Here is a 15,533-nt window from a genome sequence, read left to right on the forward strand (position 1 = left end):
CGTGTCCATCAGTTCCAAAATTGTGGACGATTTCGTCGCCGAAGGCGTTGAATTCATCACCACAGTGCCCTGTAAACAGCTCGCAGGCGTTATCGACGAAGTCGAAGCGCGCCCCGAGATACACCACGTCCCGTCCAACAAAGAAGACGAAGGCATGGGCCTGTGCGCAGGTGCCTTTATGGGCGGCAAAAAACCAGCCATCATCATGCAGAACACTGCAATCGGTGTGACCATCAACACACTGGCAACGCTGACCCAGTTTTACCGCATGCCACTGCCAATGCTGATCTCTTACCGGGGTGAGCTGCGTGAGCCGGTATCCTGTCAGGTTGAGATGGCCGTTCACACAAAGGCACTGCTCAACCAGATGCTGATCCCGACGTATCACTTCCACAAAGAAGCGGATGCGGCCGAACTGCCCGAGATTCTGAAATACTGCTTCATGTCCAACAAACCTGTGGCGATCCTGACGGATGCGTCCTTCTGGGGAGGCTACGGAGACCAATGATCCGTTCTGATATCCTGCGCGAAATCGCACCAATCCTTCGGGATCAACTCGTTGTCTGCAACATCGGTCTGCCCAGCCAGGAGCTGCACATGATCGACGACAACGCCAAAAACTTCTACATGCTCGGCACAATGGGCCTGTCATCCTCCATCGGTCTGGGTCTTGCCATGGCGCAGGACAAAACAGTCATTTCCATCGACGGCGACGGCTCGGTCCTGACGAACTTTGGCACCCTGCCGACGATCGCAAACAACGTGACCGACAACTACATCCTGCTGATCATCGACAACGGCTCTTATGGCTCGACCGGTGACCAGCCGACATATGCGGGCAAGAAGACAAAGCTTGAGGATGTTGCAAAAGCCTGTGGCTGCGAAAACGTTGTGACCTGTGCTGCTGAAGATACGGGCGCCGTCCTGCAGGCCGCGATCGACAGCAAACAGATGACGATCATCGTGGCCAAATGCGAAAGCGGCAACATCAAGCTGCCCGTCATCACCATGGACCCTGTTGTGATCCGTCACCGGTTCATGGAAGCGGTAAAGGTATAAGAACCCGTGGGAGGGGCGAACGCCATCCACTCTTATGCAGACGCGCGGCGGCTGGCCCGCAGGCGACTGCCGTGGATGGTGTTCGATTATATTGACGGAGCGGCCGGAGAAGGTGTGGCAGAAGCCCGCAATCTGGCCGCTCTGCGCGACATCGCGCTGGACCCGCGTGTCCTGGTTGACGTCTCGGACCGCGATCTGGGCGTAAAGGTCTTTGATCACGATGGCACCGTGCCATTCGGCATCAGCCCGATGGGCATGTGCAACCTCTCGGGGCCTGGTGCAGACCTGATGCTGGCGCGGATCGCCGCAAAACATCGCGTCCCCTGTGGCGTATCCACAGTCGCCTCCACATCACTGGAAACGATGATTGAGACAGCGGAGGGCCATGCCTGGTTTCAGCTGTATTTCTCAGGTGATGGCAGCGGGACAGCCAAACTGGTAGAGCGGGCCAAGGCCGCTGGGTACAAGACGCTGATCATGACGCTGGACGTGCCAGAAGTCGGACGGCGCCCGCGCGAGTTACGGCGCGGCTTCAAGATGCCGTTTCGGATTGGCCCCAAACAGTTCATTGATTTTGCCCTTCATCCACTGTGGTCCATCTCGAGCCTGCTGGCCGGTGCGCCCGATCTGGCGAATTTTCAGACGCCCGGGTTTACGTTTGATCGCACCGAAAGCCGTGCGCGTGCGGACTGGGAATTTCTGAAACGGCTTCGGGATCAGTGGGATGGTAATCTTGTCGCCAAGGGCGTGACCCATGTCGGAGATGCGGAGCGTCTGCGCGACGAGGGCGTTGACGCCATCCAGGTATCAACACACGGCGGCCGTCAGCTGGACAGCGCGCCGCCGCCGATCCTGGCCCTGAAGGCGATCCGGGACGCTCTGGGCCCTGAGTATCCGCTGTTTTATGACACCGGCCTGCGCTCCGGCGAAGATGTGGTCAAAGCCTACATGATGGGCGCGGATTTTGTGTTTTTCGGGCGTGCGATGCAGTTTGCGATCGCCGCCGGTGGCCGGGACGGTCTGAACGCTTTCTGGAAACTCCTGACCGATGAGGCGAGCCTTACCCTTGCCCAGATGGGGCGCGTCAGAATGCCGGACGCGACTGCGCGGTTCTGATCTTCTCAGCGCCCCGCATCGTGACTTCGCTGTGTTGAAGGACGGATCATATCAGCGGCCCTGCGCGCGAGACGGGCGTGCATCTCGTCCCCTTGGTCCAGGCAGCACTCCACACCCCGGGCTGTGCAGATATCCAACCTGGATTATCCGTTCACCCAATGCCCGCGCCCGGGTTCTCATCCGCGGAATTGCCCCGTGACTGCCACCGGCGGAGATCAATCGATTTGTCTACCCGTTGCAGACAGCTCAGGCACGATTTTCCAGAAATCATTGCCACCGCCATTCAGGATCACACTGCCTTACAGGCCTGGATATGTTAAATCCAAGCGCACCCAAAATCGAGAATCGGAGCAATGAATGCGTCCGGAACGCAGCGGTCGACAACCGGTTCATTCAGGATCTTTCGATGGCAGACGACACCGGTGCACCCGAGCCATGATGCCAGACCAGCCCAGAATAACCCATGGTCAGAAAACAGGCGTGGTAATCCTCAGATATCTACCCGATGCAGACCAGCGGAGCGCCCGCGATGACCAGAAATCAAAAGAATGCGGATCATTCTGACCCTGACGGCTTGCCGTCATGCTCATGTGGTCTAACCTGCACTTGCGTGACCACCAAATATGAGGCGGAACTCCTTTGACACCCGCCACCAACAGACCAAAGAGACAGTGATCTTCTGTGTTTCCGAAACAGACGGAACAGTATGCTGCACTGGCTCCCTGCGGAAGGCCCTGAAATGAAACTGCGCGACGCTCATCATTATCCTTCAAGACGGTCCGCCGTGCTGGCGGACAACATCGTATCGACTTCTCAGCCGCTTGCGGCACAGGCAGGTTTATCCATGCTCGCGCGGGGCGGCAACGCGGCAGACGCGGCGATTGCGGCTGCGATCACCCTGACACTGGTAGAACCGACCGGTAACGGCGTCGGCTCTGACGCCTTTGCGATTATCTGGGATGGCAGCGACCTGCACGGGCTGAACGCGTCAGGGCGCGCGCCGGGAGGCTGGACGCCTGAGCGTTTCGCGGGCCTTGAACAGATGCCTTTTCACGGCTGGGACAGCGTGACCGTACCGGGAGCTGTCTCTGGCTGGGTCGCGGTGTCAGAGCGTTTCGGATCACTGCCTTTTGCCGATCTTTTTGAACCCGCCATCCACCTTGCAGAAACGGGTTTTCTGGTATCGCCCAAAATCGCAACACTCTGGGCCCGCGCGGCTGATCAGCTGGCAGAATATCCCGGATTTGCCGGGACATTCCTGCCGGACGGGCGCGCACCGCAAGCCGGAGAGCGTTTTGTGAACGCGCCTCTGGCCGAGACGTTCCGCAAGATCGCGGAAACCCGGGGCCGCGCGTTTTACGAGGGTGACCTGGCACGTGCCATCACTGATTTTGCTGCACAACACGGGGCTGCACTGTCGATGGCGGATATGGCGGCCCACCGGGCTGACTGGTGTGGCACTATCAGCCGGCGTTTTGCTGGTACCGAATTGCACGAAATCCCCCCCAATGGTCAGGGCATTGCTGCACTGATGGGTCTGGGTATCCTGGAACACAGCAGCATCCGCGACCTCGATGCCGATGATCCGCAGGCCTTTCATCTGCAGATCGAAGCCATGAAACTGGCGCTCGCCGATGTCGAAACCTTTGTTGGCGATATCGAACATATGACGGACACGACCGTTGCCCATCTGTTGGACGACGGCTATCTGGCTTCGCGCGCTGAACTGATCGATCCGACCTGCGCACAGGATTTCGGTGCAGGAGCGCCGAAACACGGCAGTACGGTTTACCTGACCGCGGCGGATGCCTCAGGCATGATGGTGTCGTTTATCCAGTCAAACTATGCAGGCTTCGGCTCTGGCGTGGCTGTTCCCGGCACAGGAATTCATTTGCAGAACCGTGGCGCCGGGTTTTCGCTGGACCCGGAAAGCCAGAACTGCGTGGGCCCGGGAAAGCGCCCTTTTCATACGATTATCCCCGGCTTTCTGATGGGTCCGGACGGTCCGCTGATGAGTTTTGGCGTGATGGGCGGTCCAATGCAGGCGCAAGGGCATGTTCAGATGGTGTTGCGGACGCAGATCTGGGGACAGGACCCGCAGATGGCCGTCGACGCGCCGCGCTGGCGGGTCACGGAAGCTCTGGGTGTGGCGATTGAAGACACAATGCCAGACCGCATTCTGGACGCGCTGCGCGTGCTCGGGCATGAGATTTCGCTTGAGACGCCGGACAATGCATTTGGATTTGGCGGTGCACAGCTGATCTGTCGCTTACCCGGTGGTGGGTATGCCGCAGGGTCTGACCCGCGCAAAGACGGTGCTGCCGCAGGTTTCTGAAAAGAAAACGCCCCGGAAGTTCCGGGGCGTGTTCAGGCATTGACTTGTGGCAGGATCAGGCCAGATCGAACCGGTCCAGTTCCATGACTTTGACCCAGGCGTCCACGAACTGCCGGGCAAAGACTTCTTTGGCATCATCCTGCGCATAGGCCTCGGCCAGCGCACGCAGCTGCGAATTGGACCCAAACACAAGATCAACGCGCGTACCTGTCCATTTTTTCTCACCACTGGCGCGGTCGGTCCCTTCATAGATACCTTCTTTGCCAGACGCCGGTGCCCAGGACACGTTCATGTCAACGATGTTGGTAAAAAAGTCGTTGGACAACGTACCGGTATTGGCCGTGAACACGCCATGGTCAGACCCATCTGCGTTCGTACCAAGCACACGAAGGCCGCCAACCAGAACCGTCATTTCAGGAGCGGTCAGGCTGAGCAGCTGGGCCTTGTCGACCAGCATTTCTTCAGCCGATACAGAGAACTCACGTTTCTGATAGTTGCGGAAACCGTCTGCCTGAGGCTCCAGCAGCGCAAAGCTCTCTTCATCGGTTTGTTCGGCCGAGGCGTCCATGCGGCCTGGCGTGAACGGCACGGTGATATCAAACCCGCCATCACGCGCAGCTTTTTCAACACCGGCCGTACCGGCCAGCACGATCATATCCGCCAGCGACACGGGTTTGGCAAAACCCGCACGAATGCTTTCGAGCACTTCAAGAACCCGCGACAGCTGCTCAGGCTGGTTCACTTCCCAGTCTTTCTGAGGTGCGAGGCGGATACGTGCCCCGTTGGCGCCACCGCGCTTGTCTGAGTTGCGGAACGTCGAAGCCGAGGCCCAGGCTGTTGAAACAAGCTCAGATACCGTCAGGCCAGAGGCCAGCACCTGTTCTTTCAGCGCTGCGATATCCGCATCATTGATCAGCTCGTGGTCAACTGCCGGGATCGGATCCTGCCAGATCAGATCTTCCGCAGGCACTTCTTCGCCCAGATACCGGGATTTTGGCCCCATATCACGGTGGATCAGCTTGAACCAGGCACGCGCATAAGCATCCGCAAATTCATCCGGGTTGGCATGGAAATGCCGCGAGATTTTCTCGTATGCCGGATCAAAACGCATTGCCATGTCCGCAGTGGTCATCATGGGCGCATGTTTCATTTCGCCTGTTGCGGCATCCGGTACGGACCCTTCGCCGCCGACGGCTTTCCACTGCTGTGCACCAGCGGGCGACTTTGTCAGTTCCCACTCATAGCCAAACAGCGTGTCGAAATAAGACATGTCCCAGGTCGTGGGTGTGGGTGTCCATGCACCTTCAATCCCGGAAACGGTCGCGTGCCCGCCGACACCGGATTCAAAGGCATTTTTCCACCCCAGACCCATTTGTTCGATGGGGGATCCTTCGGGCTCGGGGCCGACCAGTGCCGCGTCGCCCGCGCCATGCGCCTTGCCAAATGTGTGGCCACCGGCTGTCAGCGCGACGGTCTCATAGTCATCCATCCCCATCCGCGCGAAAGTTTCGCGAATGTCACGGCCTGATGCCACGGGATCGGGGTTTCCGTCCGGACCTTCGGGGTTCACATAGATCAGACCCATCTGCACGGCCGCCAGCGGATTTTCCAGCTCCCGGTCGCCGGTGTAGCGCGCATTGCCGAGCCATTCGGTCTCTGTGCCCCAGTAGATGTCTTCTTCAGGCTCCCAGGTGTCCGCGCGACCGCCGCCGAAACCGAAAGTTTTGAAACCCATCGATTCCATGGCAACGTTTCCGGCCAGCACCATCAGGTCAGCCCACGAAATCTGATTGCCATATTTCTGTTTCACCGGCCACAGAAGACGCCGCGCTTTGTCCAGGCCGCCATTATCAGGCCAGCTGTTCAGCGGTGCAAACCGCTGGCTGCCAGAACTCGCCCCGCCGCGCCCGTCGCCTGTCCGGTAAGTCCCTGCAGAGTGCCAGGCCATCCGCACGAACAATGGTCCGTAGTGGCCGTAATCCGCCGGCCACCATTCCTGGCTGTCTGTCATCAGCGCCGTCAGGTCTTTCTTCAGGGCCTGATAATCAAGGCTTTTAAACTGTTCAGCATAGTCAACTTCATGTCCGAAAGGATCGGTTTGCCGTGCGTTCTGATTGAGAATTTTCAGGTTCAGCTGGTTTGGCCACCAGTCACGATTGCTCCTGACTTCATTTGTAGCGTGGATACTCGCTCCATGCATCACCGGGCATTTTCCGATATCGTTTCCGTCCATGTTTCTCTCCGTCCGTGAGGTTATTCAGGCGATCCAGGCTTGGAGTTAGCGCGAACACGTCTTTGATCGAGTGCGCTTTGCCAGAATGGCAAAATCGTTCTTCACCCAGCTTTCTTCAGAACAGTAACAAAGAAAAATGATTAGTATAAGTTGTATTTTCTGATCGTTTCGATAATATTTTCCTATGATAAACCCTACTCTCCGACAGTTTCGTTATTTTGAGGCTCTGGTGCGTCATGAACACTTTGGCAGAGCGGCAGAAGCAAGCGGCGTCTCACAGCCTGCTTTGTCCATGCAGATCAGAGAGCTGGAGGAAACACTGGGCTCCGCACTGTTTGAACGCGGGATGCGGCAGGTAAAACTGACGGGTTTTGGCGAAACCGTATCACCACGCATTCACGACATTCTGCGCTCCGTCGACGAGCTGGGCGATATCGCCCGCATCGCCGGCAAAGGACTGGCAGGCCCGCTGCGACTGGGTGTCATCCCGACGATCGCCCCCTATCTGCTGCCAGGGATCATCCGCGAATTGTCCGGCAGTTTCACTGGTACAGATGTTCAGGTCAGAGAAACTCTGACTGACCGGCTGATTGCTGAATTGTCAGACGGGCGGATCGACGCCGCCATCGTAGCCTTGCCGGTCTCGGAGCCGTCCTTGCAGGAGACCGCGCTTTTTGATGAGGAATTTGTGCTTGTCCGCCCTGTTTCAGCACAGGGTGAGCCAGTGCCGGACCGCGACAACCTGCGCGCCCACCGATTGCTGCTGCTGGAAGAAGGCCACTGCTTCCGGGATCAGGCCCTGTCGTTTTGCAACATCAGCCCGTCGCTACCCCGAGACGGGCTTGACGGGTCTTCCCTTGCGACACTGGTGCAACTTGTCGGCTCCGGCATCGGTATCACGCTTATTCCCGAAATGGCGGTCGGTGTAGAGACCGGTTCGGCACCTGTGGTCACGGACCGGTTTTCCAAAAACCCTCCTCACCGGACTGTTGGCATGATCTGGCGCAGATCGAGCCCGCTGGGACCGCAGCTGGAACAGGTTGCAGAAGTGGTACGAAAGGCCGCTGCTGCAAAGAGCGCGGCATTGCCCCGCCAAAGCGGGAACGCAGGTACCCGCTGACTGATTTCCGGGCAGAATTAACTTTCATGACAGAGACCACAGCAAAAACCTGCGCAATTAGTTTTCACGTGTTGCCAAGTTTTATTTTATAACATAACAAATTCCTGTAACGGAGGGTTGGGAAGTGAGAAAACGCGCGGCAGCCCGGCAAAGTGATGTACTGAGCGTTCTGGACGCCTGTGACCGTCCTATGACGGCCTATCAGATCCTTGAAAAACTGCAGGAGAATGAGCCGGATATCGCACCGCCAACGGTTTATCGCACGCTTTCCGCGCTGACCGATCAGGGACGCGCGCACCGTCTGGAGTCAAAAAAAGCGTTTGTGCCCTGCCGTTGCCGGCATGTCGAAAGCGTTCCCGTGCTGGCGATCTGCCAGGACTGCGGTTCCGTTGACGAACATGACGGGAGCGCACTTCTGCCCCGCCTGACGGCACTGACCGACAATAATGCTTTTCGTGCCGACCGGCACATCGTGGAAATTCACGGACGATGCGGTGCATGCGCTGCCAGCACCGCCTGAAACAGGGAAATCACTATGAAACACTCACTGACACTGCTTGCGCTCTTTGCTGCTGCCCCTGCCCTCGCAGAAGAAACCCGCGAAATGGACGCACACGAACACGGCGTGGGTGAACTGAACATTGCCGTTGAGGCCAGCACAGTTGTAATGGAATTTCACGCGCCCGGCGCGGACATAGTCGGCTTTGAATACGAAGCGAAAAGCGATGCTGATCTCGCAGCCATCGATGCGGCCATTGCAAAACTGAATGCGCCGCTTGATCTTTTTGTTCTTCCGGCGGCCGCCGGATGTACCGTTGTCTCGGCACATGCTGAGCTTGAAAGCGAAGACGAACATGACGCTCATCACGAGGAAGAAGAAGAACACAGCGCCCATGATGATCACAAAGAACACGAGGAGCATGCGCATGACGAGCATGACCACGATGAGCACGCGCACGACGAACACGGGCACGACGAGGCAGAGGCCGGGCATACTGAATTTCATGCAGAGTATGAGCTGACCTGCAACAACCCCGACGCTCTGATGGCGATTACCTTTGCTTACTTCGAGACCTTTCCAAACGCACTGGAGGTGGAAGTGCAGATCGTGACGGCAAAAGGTGCGCAGGCCTTTGAAGTCGAACGCACTGCGCCGGTTCTGACTCTGGAGGGCATGATCTGAGGTGACGGATCTGGTTCTGGAACTGTCTGATGTCCGGTACAAATGGCCAGGCCGGGGCGCTTTTTCGCTTGCCGTGCCCCGTTTGTGCGTGTCGCAGGGAGAGACGGTCCTGCTTCTGGGCGAGAGTGGTTCCGGCAAGTCAACGCTGCTTTCACTGATATGCGGGACAGTTCTGCCGGATCAGGGTGACCTGCATGTTGCAGGTTGCTCGCTGAAAGGGCTCTCCGGCGCCGCGCGGGACAGGTTCCGGGCCGAACAGATCGGTGTGATTTTTCAGCAGTTTAATCTGCTTCCTTTCGGAACAGTTTCCGACAACATTCTCTTGCCGCTGCGGTTTGCACCCAGGCGGCGCAAGCGCGCGGGCAACGCAGGCGCAGCGGCTGAAAAGCTCTGCTCGGACCTTGGATTACCGCCTGGCCTGGGCCGGACGAAGGCAAATACACTGAGTGTCGGCCAGCAACAGCGCGTAGCGGTCGCGCGCGCGCTCATTGGTCAGCCTCCACTGATCATTGCTGATGAGCCGACCTCTGCTCTGGATGCAAACAGCCAGGCGGCGTTTATGGATCTGCTTTTTCAACAGGTCGCCCATTACGGGACGTCTTTGCTGATGGTCAGCCACGACGCGCGTCTCGGTGACCGTTTCGACAGGGTGGTACATATGGACGAGATCGCCCAGGTCGAGCGGGCAGCGGCATGATCATGCGCCTTGCCCTGGCCTCGCTGTTGGCCCGTGCCCTGACCGTTGCAATGACAATTCTGGCAATCGCCCTGTCCGTGGCGCTTTTTCTGGGCGTCGAAAAAGTGCGTACCGGCGCAAAAGCCAGCTTTGCGGATACGATTTCCGGAACCGATCTGATCGTGGGCGCACGTTCCGGATCGGTGCAGTTGCTGTTGTATTCGGTTTTCCGCATCGGCAACGCGACCAACAACGTCACGTGGGAAAGCTATCAGGACATTGCCGCCCGACCGGATGTTGACTGGATTGTGCCGATATCGCTGGGCGACAGCCACCGGCAGTTTCGTGTTATGGGAACCACCCGCGCGTTTTTTGAACACTACAAATACCGTCAGGGGCGATCGCTGGACGTCAGCGCGGGGGACATACCAGACGACCTTTTTGATGCTGCCATCGGCGCAGATGTCGCGGCGACACTGAGCTATGAAATTGACGATCCTATCATTGTGGCGCACGGGCTTGCCTCCTTTACAGAGCACAAGGACCAGCCTTTTCGCGTGTCGGGTATTCTGGAAAAGACAGGCACGCCCGTAGACCGCACGGTTATCGTCAGTCTGGAGGCCATCGAGGCCATCCATGTTGACTGGCAGGGCGGCGCCCAAAAGCCAGGCCAGCCGACGCCGGTCGAAGCGATAAGGGCAATGGACCTGACGCCGAGGGCGATTACCGCCGCCCTGATCGGTGTTGAAAGTCCGCTGCAGACCTTTGCGTTGCAGCGGGCGATCAACGAATATCCCCAGGAGCCGCTCCTGGCGATCCTGCCTGGTGTCGCACTGCAGGAGTTGTGGGGCATCGTGGGCATTGCAGAGACGGCTCTGCTCGCTGTCTCAGCCATGGTCGTCATCACAGCGCTGATCGGCATGATGGCGACGATTTTTTCCAGCCTCAGCGAACGTCGCAGGGAAATGGCCATTTTCAGAGCCATGGGCGCGCGGCCCGTAACAATCCTGGCACTTCTGGTGCTTGAGGCGATGGTCATGGCTGCGGTCGGGGCTCTTCTGGGGCTCGCATTACTATACATTGGCCTGATGGTCGCCCAGCCACTCGCAGACAGCGCGTTCGGCCTCTGGTTGCCGATAGAGGCGCCGACACTACGGGAATTCCAGGTGCTGATTACCGTTGTCTTCGCTGGCGCAATTGTGAGCCTTGTCCCTGCATTGCGGGCTTACAGAATGTCCGTTGCTGATGGTATGATGGTCAGAACGTAACGCTGAAACTCAGGTGAACTGTATGCTGAACCGGAGAACAACACTCTCTTTGTTATCAGCCGCTCTGGCGATACCGGGCAAAGCATTTGCCGCGTCTCCCAAAGAGATCATGTGGGAAGACCTGATCCCCCCCGGGGTGCCTTATTCCGAGATTATCGGTGAAGGCGAACTGGATGAGGTAAACGACTTCTGGAACCCGATCTATGACGAGAACGGCACCAAGCTGAACACGGCCCTCGATGGGGCCTATATCAGAATGCCCGGCTTCATTATCCCGCTCGACATCAGCGCCGACGGTGTAAGAGATTTCATGCTCGTCCCCTATGTAGGCGCCTGCATCCACACGCCGCCGCCCCCGGCTAATCAACTGGTTATAGTTCGCACAGACAAACCCTGGCCCGGTGATGAGCTCTGGGAGCCGGTCTGGGTGACCGGCGTGATGCGTACGCAGCTTCAGTCAACTGATCTGGGCCAGACCGGCTATGCGATTACGGCGGACGAGATGGAAATATACGAATGGTGAGATCAACCGTCAGCCGCCGGGCGATGCTGGCCGGAATGACAGCCACAGCCGTAGTGCCAGGTGCAGTCAGGGCCGAAGCTTTCACGGATCTTGACTGGCAGGACCTGCTGCCCGAAGGCGAAGTTGTGGTCCCGGACGTTTTAAGCGGGCTGATCGATCACGACAGCGCGCCAATGTCGAGCCAGCAACCTGTGTCCAGCGGCGTGAGAACGGACTGGAACGGACAGATCATCAGGCTGCCTGGTTTTATCCTGCCCATTGAATACGATGGGACAGGCGTCACAGCGTTTATCCTGGTACCCTATGTGGGCGCCTGCGTGCATGTGCCGCCGCCGCCTGCAAACCAGCTGGTATTTGTGACAACCGAAACACCCTATGAAACCGAAGGGCTCTACGAGCCCGTGAATGTGATCGGTATGTTCGGCGTGTCTTCTGTCTCAACCCAGCTGGCAGAGATCGGATATGCGTTGTCGGCTGACAGGATAGAGCCGTTCGGCATGTAACCTTCGTGGTGCCGGAGGCGTTTTTCCGGCAATCGGTGAGTTATGAAGTGGTGCACCGGGGAGGAACAACCTAGAACCTTCTGAGTGCGACCAGATCCTGACAGAATTAGAGGAATGGACAAGCATTCTTCGGGCCGAGCCAGAAATTATCCACAGGCTGGCGGCGTTTGCTGAGCCGGCGGAAGATAATGCAGATCAGATAGACGATAGTCCAGAATTGGGCGCTTCGTTTGAGGAGCCTGCGCCATGACCCGCATTGCCTCGTCGGACGATTCCAACGTCAAGCCTGTGTTCGCAAAGGCATCCTTGGGCAAAACACGCACGGCGTTGTCGCCATTGACTCTGCGCCTGACACCGGAAGAGCGTGCTCGGTTGGAAGAACTGGCGGCGGGGATGACCTTGAGTGCCTACGTTCGGGCTTGCGTGTTTGCTGAGAAGACTAAGCTCCGCAAAACGCGACCTGCCGACGCCGTCGAAGAAAAGAAAGCAGCGGCGGAAGCTTTGGCTCTGCTAGGGCAGTCGCGGATCGCCAGCAATCTCAACCAACTCGCCTACCACGCCAACATCGGCGCACTCATCGTCGGTGAGGCTGAGAAAGCCGATATCGCTGAAGCCAATGCCCATCTTTTGGCCATTCGAACGCTTTTGATGGACGCGCTTGGCAAGAAGACGCGCCGCTCCTCTGGCAGGAGACGTCAGGCGTGATCCTGAAAGGCAACGAACGCGGATATGGCGGACAGCTTGCGCATCACCTGCTGAACCCGCGCGACAATGATCATGTGACAGTGCATGCCATCGACGGGTTTGTTGCCGACGATCTGTACGGTGCGTTTGCCGAAGCTGAGGCGGTCTCGAATGCCACTCGCTGCGACAAGTATCTGTTCTCTCTGTCGCTGAACCCGCCACAGGATGCCAAGGTCTCTGTCGAAGATTTCGAAATGACTATTGCCGAAGCCGAGAAACGACTTGGCCTGACTGGCCAGCCCCGCGCGATTGTCTTTCATGAGAAGAACGAACGGCGGCATGCGCATGCGGTCTGGTCGCGGATTGATGGGCAAGAACTCAAAGCGATCAACCTGCCGCACTACAAACGCAAGCTTGGGGGGCTCGCGCGCGAGCTCTACCGCAGCCATGACTGGGAGATGCCGCAAGGCTTTGTGGATGCGGAGAAACGCGATCCGCTGAACTACTCCCGACAAGAGGCCGGACAGGCGAAACGGGCCAGGCGCGGTCCACAAGCTTTGAAAGCCATGTTCCGCGCTTGCTGGGAGGCCTCAGATTCCAGGGCCGGGTTTGAGGCTGCCTTGAAAGAACAAGGTTTTGCCCTGGCGCGCGGCGACCAGCGCGGCTTCGTTGCCGTCGATGCCAATGGCAAGGTCTGGTCGCTCTCTCGCTGGTGTGGTGTGAACCCGAAGGAGATGCGCAGGCGTCTCGGGTCCGAGATGGAACTGCCATCGATTGAGGATGTCGCGGAGCATCTGAGTGATCTCCCCAGACAACCCGTCGATCCATACAATGCCGCCTTTGAAGAACGGCGTACCAAGCTGGTCGCAACTCAGCGCGCAGAACGTACCGCGCTGCTGAAAGTTCAGGAAGAACAGCGGTTGAGAGAGATCGAAGCTCGGCAAGCGCAATTGCCCACTGGCTTGCGCGGGCTGTTGTCGCGTGCAACGGGTCAATATCAAGCGACACTCAAACGCTTTGAACAAGACGCCCAGACCGCTGCGCAGCGGGATCGTGATGCGCGGCGGGCGCTCATCTCCAGACACCTTGCTGAACGACAAGCCCTGACCCGTGACGGTCAATCGCAAGGATTGTCACCAGCCTTTCACGCGCAAAGGCAATCTGATCCAAAGCAGGCCTTGGTTCTGCCCGATGAAGGCCTCCCCCATTCCAGGGCCCAACTGATCCGGTCACCTGCCTTGGTGCTGGATCATGTCTCGCGGACCAAAGCCGCCTTCAAACGTGTTGATGTGTTGCGCGCGCTGGCGAAGCGGATCGATGATCCGATGGCGTTGCAAAAGGCTGCAGATCAAGCGATGCAGTCACCGCAACTGGTGCGATTGGCCGATGATGGATCAACGCCTGTCTTTACGACGGTAGATTACCAGCAAGCCGAACAGTCCTTGGATCGCGCTGCGGCGTCGATGTCGGCCAAAACCGGATTTGCCGTCAACACCACACATATCAAACAAGCGATCACAGCACAGAACGTCAAAATGCGCCGCGCCTTTGGCGGCACGTTGAGCGACGAACAACAGGGCGCTTTGCGTCATATCCTCGGTGCACGACAAATGTCGTCCGTCGTTGGGCTTGCAGGCGCGGGCAAAAGCACTTTGTTGGCCACAGCGCAGGAAGCGTGGAATAAGCAAGGCATGACGGTCCACGGCGCAGCGCTCGCGGGGAAAGCCGCAGAAGAGTTGCAAAGCGCGTCCGGGATTTCCAGCCGGACATTGGCGTCGTTGGAGATGTCCTGGAAGAATGGATATGAGCCGATCTCAAAAGGCGATGTGCTGGTCATTGATGAAGCTGGCATGATCGGGACCCGCCAAATGTCCCGCATCACAACGAAAATGGACGAAATCGGCGCGAAGCTGGTTCTGATGGGTGACCCCGACCAGTTGCAACCGATTGAGGCCGGGACGCCCTTCCGGCGCGTGGTGAAAGACCAAGGGGCGGCGCGCCTGACTGAGATTCATCGGCAGAACGCGGATTGGCAGAAACAGGCCTCCCGAGGACTGGCGGCGGGTGAGCTCACAAAAGCTGTCGACCAATACCGTAAGATGGATGCTGTGACGCAAGTGAATGATCAAGCTGACGCCATCGAAGCCTTGGTCGAAACCTATGCGATGGATATCGCCGCAAATGGCGCCACCAAATCACGCCTTGCCTTTGCCCATAAACGCAAAGATGTGCATGCCCTCAATCAAACTATTCGCGCCGCGCTGCGAGCAAATGGGGATGCGCCACCGGAGACACTGTTCGCAACCGCTACTGGCAAACGCGCCTTTGCAACGGACGACCGTATTGTCTTCACGCCCAACGACAAAGATATCGGCGTTAAGAACGGCATGTTAGGCACGGTCATAACCGTGCAAGATGGCGAGATAGCCGTTGCTCTCGATGGGGACAGAGACCACCTCGTTCGGTTCAATCCGCAAGACTTCCGCAGCTTCGACCACGGATACGCCGTTACCATCCACAAGTCGCAAGGCGCGACGGTCGACCAATCCTACGTCCTCGCCTCCCGTTCCATGGATCGTCACCTCGCCTACGTCGCCATGACCCGCCATCGCGACGACATGCGGCTGTTCATCAACAAAAAAGATCGACCGAGGTGGGCGACAGATCATCAACGTTACAGCCGCCCGGCACAGGTGCGTAATCGAGGTGGGCCGTCGCTGGGGTGATCTTGTCACGCCTAGATGACAGCAGCCGTTCATGCAGAGCGCAGAGAAAGCTGACTGTGAGCCCAGAGTCACCGATGCCGCGCTATGGACGAATGTCCGCGTTTTAT

14 protein-coding genes are annotated in these 15,533 nt (G+C 58.1%); 13 read left to right on the plus strand and 1 reads right to left on the minus strand.

Annotated elements, in window-relative coordinates; translation table 11 throughout:
• The first annotated feature begins 1 nt into the window (after position 1).
• The 4 genes from comD to Q1A34_RS14745 all read left to right on the plus strand — a co-directional run bounded on the left by comD (position 2) and on the right by Q1A34_RS14745 (position 4,510).
• A complete protein-coding gene (gene comD / locus Q1A34_RS14730) occupies positions 2–508 on the plus strand; it encodes a sulfopyruvate decarboxylase subunit alpha (protein ID WP_298837398.1) in 507 nt (168 codons plus the stop codon).
• A complete protein-coding gene (gene comE / locus Q1A34_RS14735) occupies positions 505–1,059 on the plus strand; it encodes a sulfopyruvate decarboxylase subunit beta (protein ID WP_300035606.1) in 555 nt (184 codons plus the stop codon). Before comD ends, comE begins: the two co-directional genes overlap by 4 nt.
• Before the next feature lie 6 nt (positions 1,060–1,065).
• Positions 1,066–2,175, plus strand: a complete 1,110-nt coding sequence (locus Q1A34_RS14740) for an alpha-hydroxy acid oxidase (protein WP_300035609.1) — start codon at positions 1,066–1,068, stop codon at positions 2,173–2,175.
• A 739-nt stretch (positions 2,176–2,914) separates the two neighbouring features.
• The gene (locus tag Q1A34_RS14745; protein WP_300036705.1) at positions 2,915–4,510 is read left to right on the plus strand and encodes a gamma-glutamyltransferase family protein; all 1,596 of its coding nucleotides are present in this window, start codon (positions 2,915–2,917) and stop codon (positions 4,508–4,510) included.
• 55 nt (positions 4,511–4,565) lie between these two features.
• Here Q1A34_RS14745 and katG read toward each other — a convergent pair whose 3' ends face one another.
• On the minus strand, positions 4,566–6,743 hold the full coding sequence (katG, locus tag Q1A34_RS14750) for a catalase/peroxidase HPI (protein ID WP_300035611.1): 2,178 nt from the start codon (positions 6,741–6,743) through the stop codon (positions 4,566–4,568).
• A 184-nt stretch (positions 6,744–6,927) separates the two neighbouring features.
• On the opposite strand from katG, the gene Q1A34_RS14755 reads away from it, so the two are divergent.
• The 9 genes from Q1A34_RS14755 to Q1A34_RS14795 all read left to right on the plus strand — a co-directional run bounded on the left by Q1A34_RS14755 (position 6,928) and on the right by Q1A34_RS14795 (position 15,426).
• Positions 6,928–7,863: a hydrogen peroxide-inducible genes activator gene (locus Q1A34_RS14755; RefSeq protein ID WP_300035614.1), complete on the plus strand. Its 936-nt coding sequence runs from the start codon at positions 6,928–6,930 to the stop codon at positions 7,861–7,863.
• A gap of 124 nt (positions 7,864–7,987) precedes the next feature.
• Positions 7,988–8,383, plus strand: a complete 396-nt coding sequence (locus tag Q1A34_RS14760) for a Fur family transcriptional regulator (RefSeq protein ID WP_300035617.1) — start codon at positions 7,988–7,990, stop codon at positions 8,381–8,383.
• A gap of 15 nt (positions 8,384–8,398) precedes the next feature.
• Positions 8,399–9,046, plus strand: a complete 648-nt coding sequence (locus Q1A34_RS14765; RefSeq protein ID WP_300035620.1) for a DUF2796 domain-containing protein — start codon at positions 8,399–8,401, stop codon at positions 9,044–9,046.
• Between the two features lies 1 nt (position 9,047).
• Complete coding sequence (locus Q1A34_RS14770; RefSeq protein ID WP_300035623.1) at positions 9,048–9,743, plus strand: ABC transporter ATP-binding protein; 696 nt, start codon at positions 9,048–9,050, stop codon at positions 9,741–9,743.
• The gene (locus Q1A34_RS14775) at positions 9,740–10,990 is read left to right on the plus strand and encodes an ABC transporter permease (protein WP_300035626.1); all 1,251 of its coding nucleotides are present in this window, start codon (positions 9,740–9,742) and stop codon (positions 10,988–10,990) included. Before Q1A34_RS14770 ends, Q1A34_RS14775 begins: the two co-directional genes overlap by 4 nt.
• A 22-nt stretch (positions 10,991–11,012) precedes the next feature.
• On the plus strand, positions 11,013–11,513 hold the full coding sequence (locus Q1A34_RS14780) for a DUF3299 domain-containing protein (protein ID WP_300035630.1): 501 nt from the start codon (positions 11,013–11,015) through the stop codon (positions 11,511–11,513).
• On the plus strand, positions 11,507–12,016 hold the full coding sequence (locus Q1A34_RS14785) for a DUF3299 domain-containing protein (protein WP_300035633.1): 510 nt from the start codon (positions 11,507–11,509) through the stop codon (positions 12,014–12,016). Before Q1A34_RS14780 ends, Q1A34_RS14785 begins: the two co-directional genes overlap by 7 nt.
• 246 nt (positions 12,017–12,262) lie before the next feature.
• Positions 12,263–12,721 (plus strand): hypothetical protein, encoded by a 459-nt coding sequence (locus Q1A34_RS14790; RefSeq protein ID WP_300035636.1) that lies wholly within the window; start codon positions 12,263–12,265, stop codon positions 12,719–12,721.
• Entirely contained in the window at positions 12,718–15,426 is a 2,709-nt protein-coding gene (locus Q1A34_RS14795; RefSeq protein ID WP_300035639.1) for an AAA family ATPase, read from the plus strand. The genes Q1A34_RS14790 and Q1A34_RS14795 overlap by 4 nt, the downstream gene beginning before the upstream one ends.
• The last annotated feature ends 107 nt before the right edge of the window (positions 15,427–15,533 follow it).

The sequence above is a fragment of the uncultured Roseobacter sp. genome, from assembly GCF_947491795.1.
Lineage (GTDB): Bacteria > Pseudomonadota > Alphaproteobacteria > Rhodobacterales > Rhodobacteraceae > Roseobacter.

Bases quoted from the DNA above. Each gene is read 5' to 3' on its own strand.
- Q1A34_RS14765 (WP_300035620.1), top strand. From the start codon at position 8,399: ATGAAACACTCACTGACACTGCTTGCGCTCTTTGCTGCTGCCCCTGCC.
- katG (WP_300035611.1), bottom strand. From the start codon at position 6,743: ATGGACGGAAACGATATCGGAAAATGCCCGGTGATGCATGGAGCGAGT.
- Q1A34_RS14775 (WP_300035626.1), top strand. From the start codon at position 9,740: ATGATCATGCGCCTTGCCCTGGCCTCGCTGTTGGCCCGTGCCCTGACC.
- Q1A34_RS14785 (WP_300035633.1), top strand. From the start codon at position 11,507: ATGGTGAGATCAACCGTCAGCCGCCGGGCGATGCTGGCCGGAATGACA.
- comE (WP_300035606.1), top strand. From the start codon at position 505: ATGATCCGTTCTGATATCCTGCGCGAAATCGCACCAATCCTTCGGGAT.
- Q1A34_RS14790 (WP_300035636.1), top strand. From the start codon at position 12,263: ATGACCCGCATTGCCTCGTCGGACGATTCCAACGTCAAGCCTGTGTTC.
- Q1A34_RS14745 (WP_300036705.1), top strand. From the start codon at position 2,915: ATGAAACTGCGCGACGCTCATCATTATCCTTCAAGACGGTCCGCCGTG.
- Q1A34_RS14780 (WP_300035630.1), top strand. From the start codon at position 11,013: ATGCTGAACCGGAGAACAACACTCTCTTTGTTATCAGCCGCTCTGGCG.
- Q1A34_RS14755 (WP_300035614.1), top strand. From the start codon at position 6,928: ATGATAAACCCTACTCTCCGACAGTTTCGTTATTTTGAGGCTCTGGTG.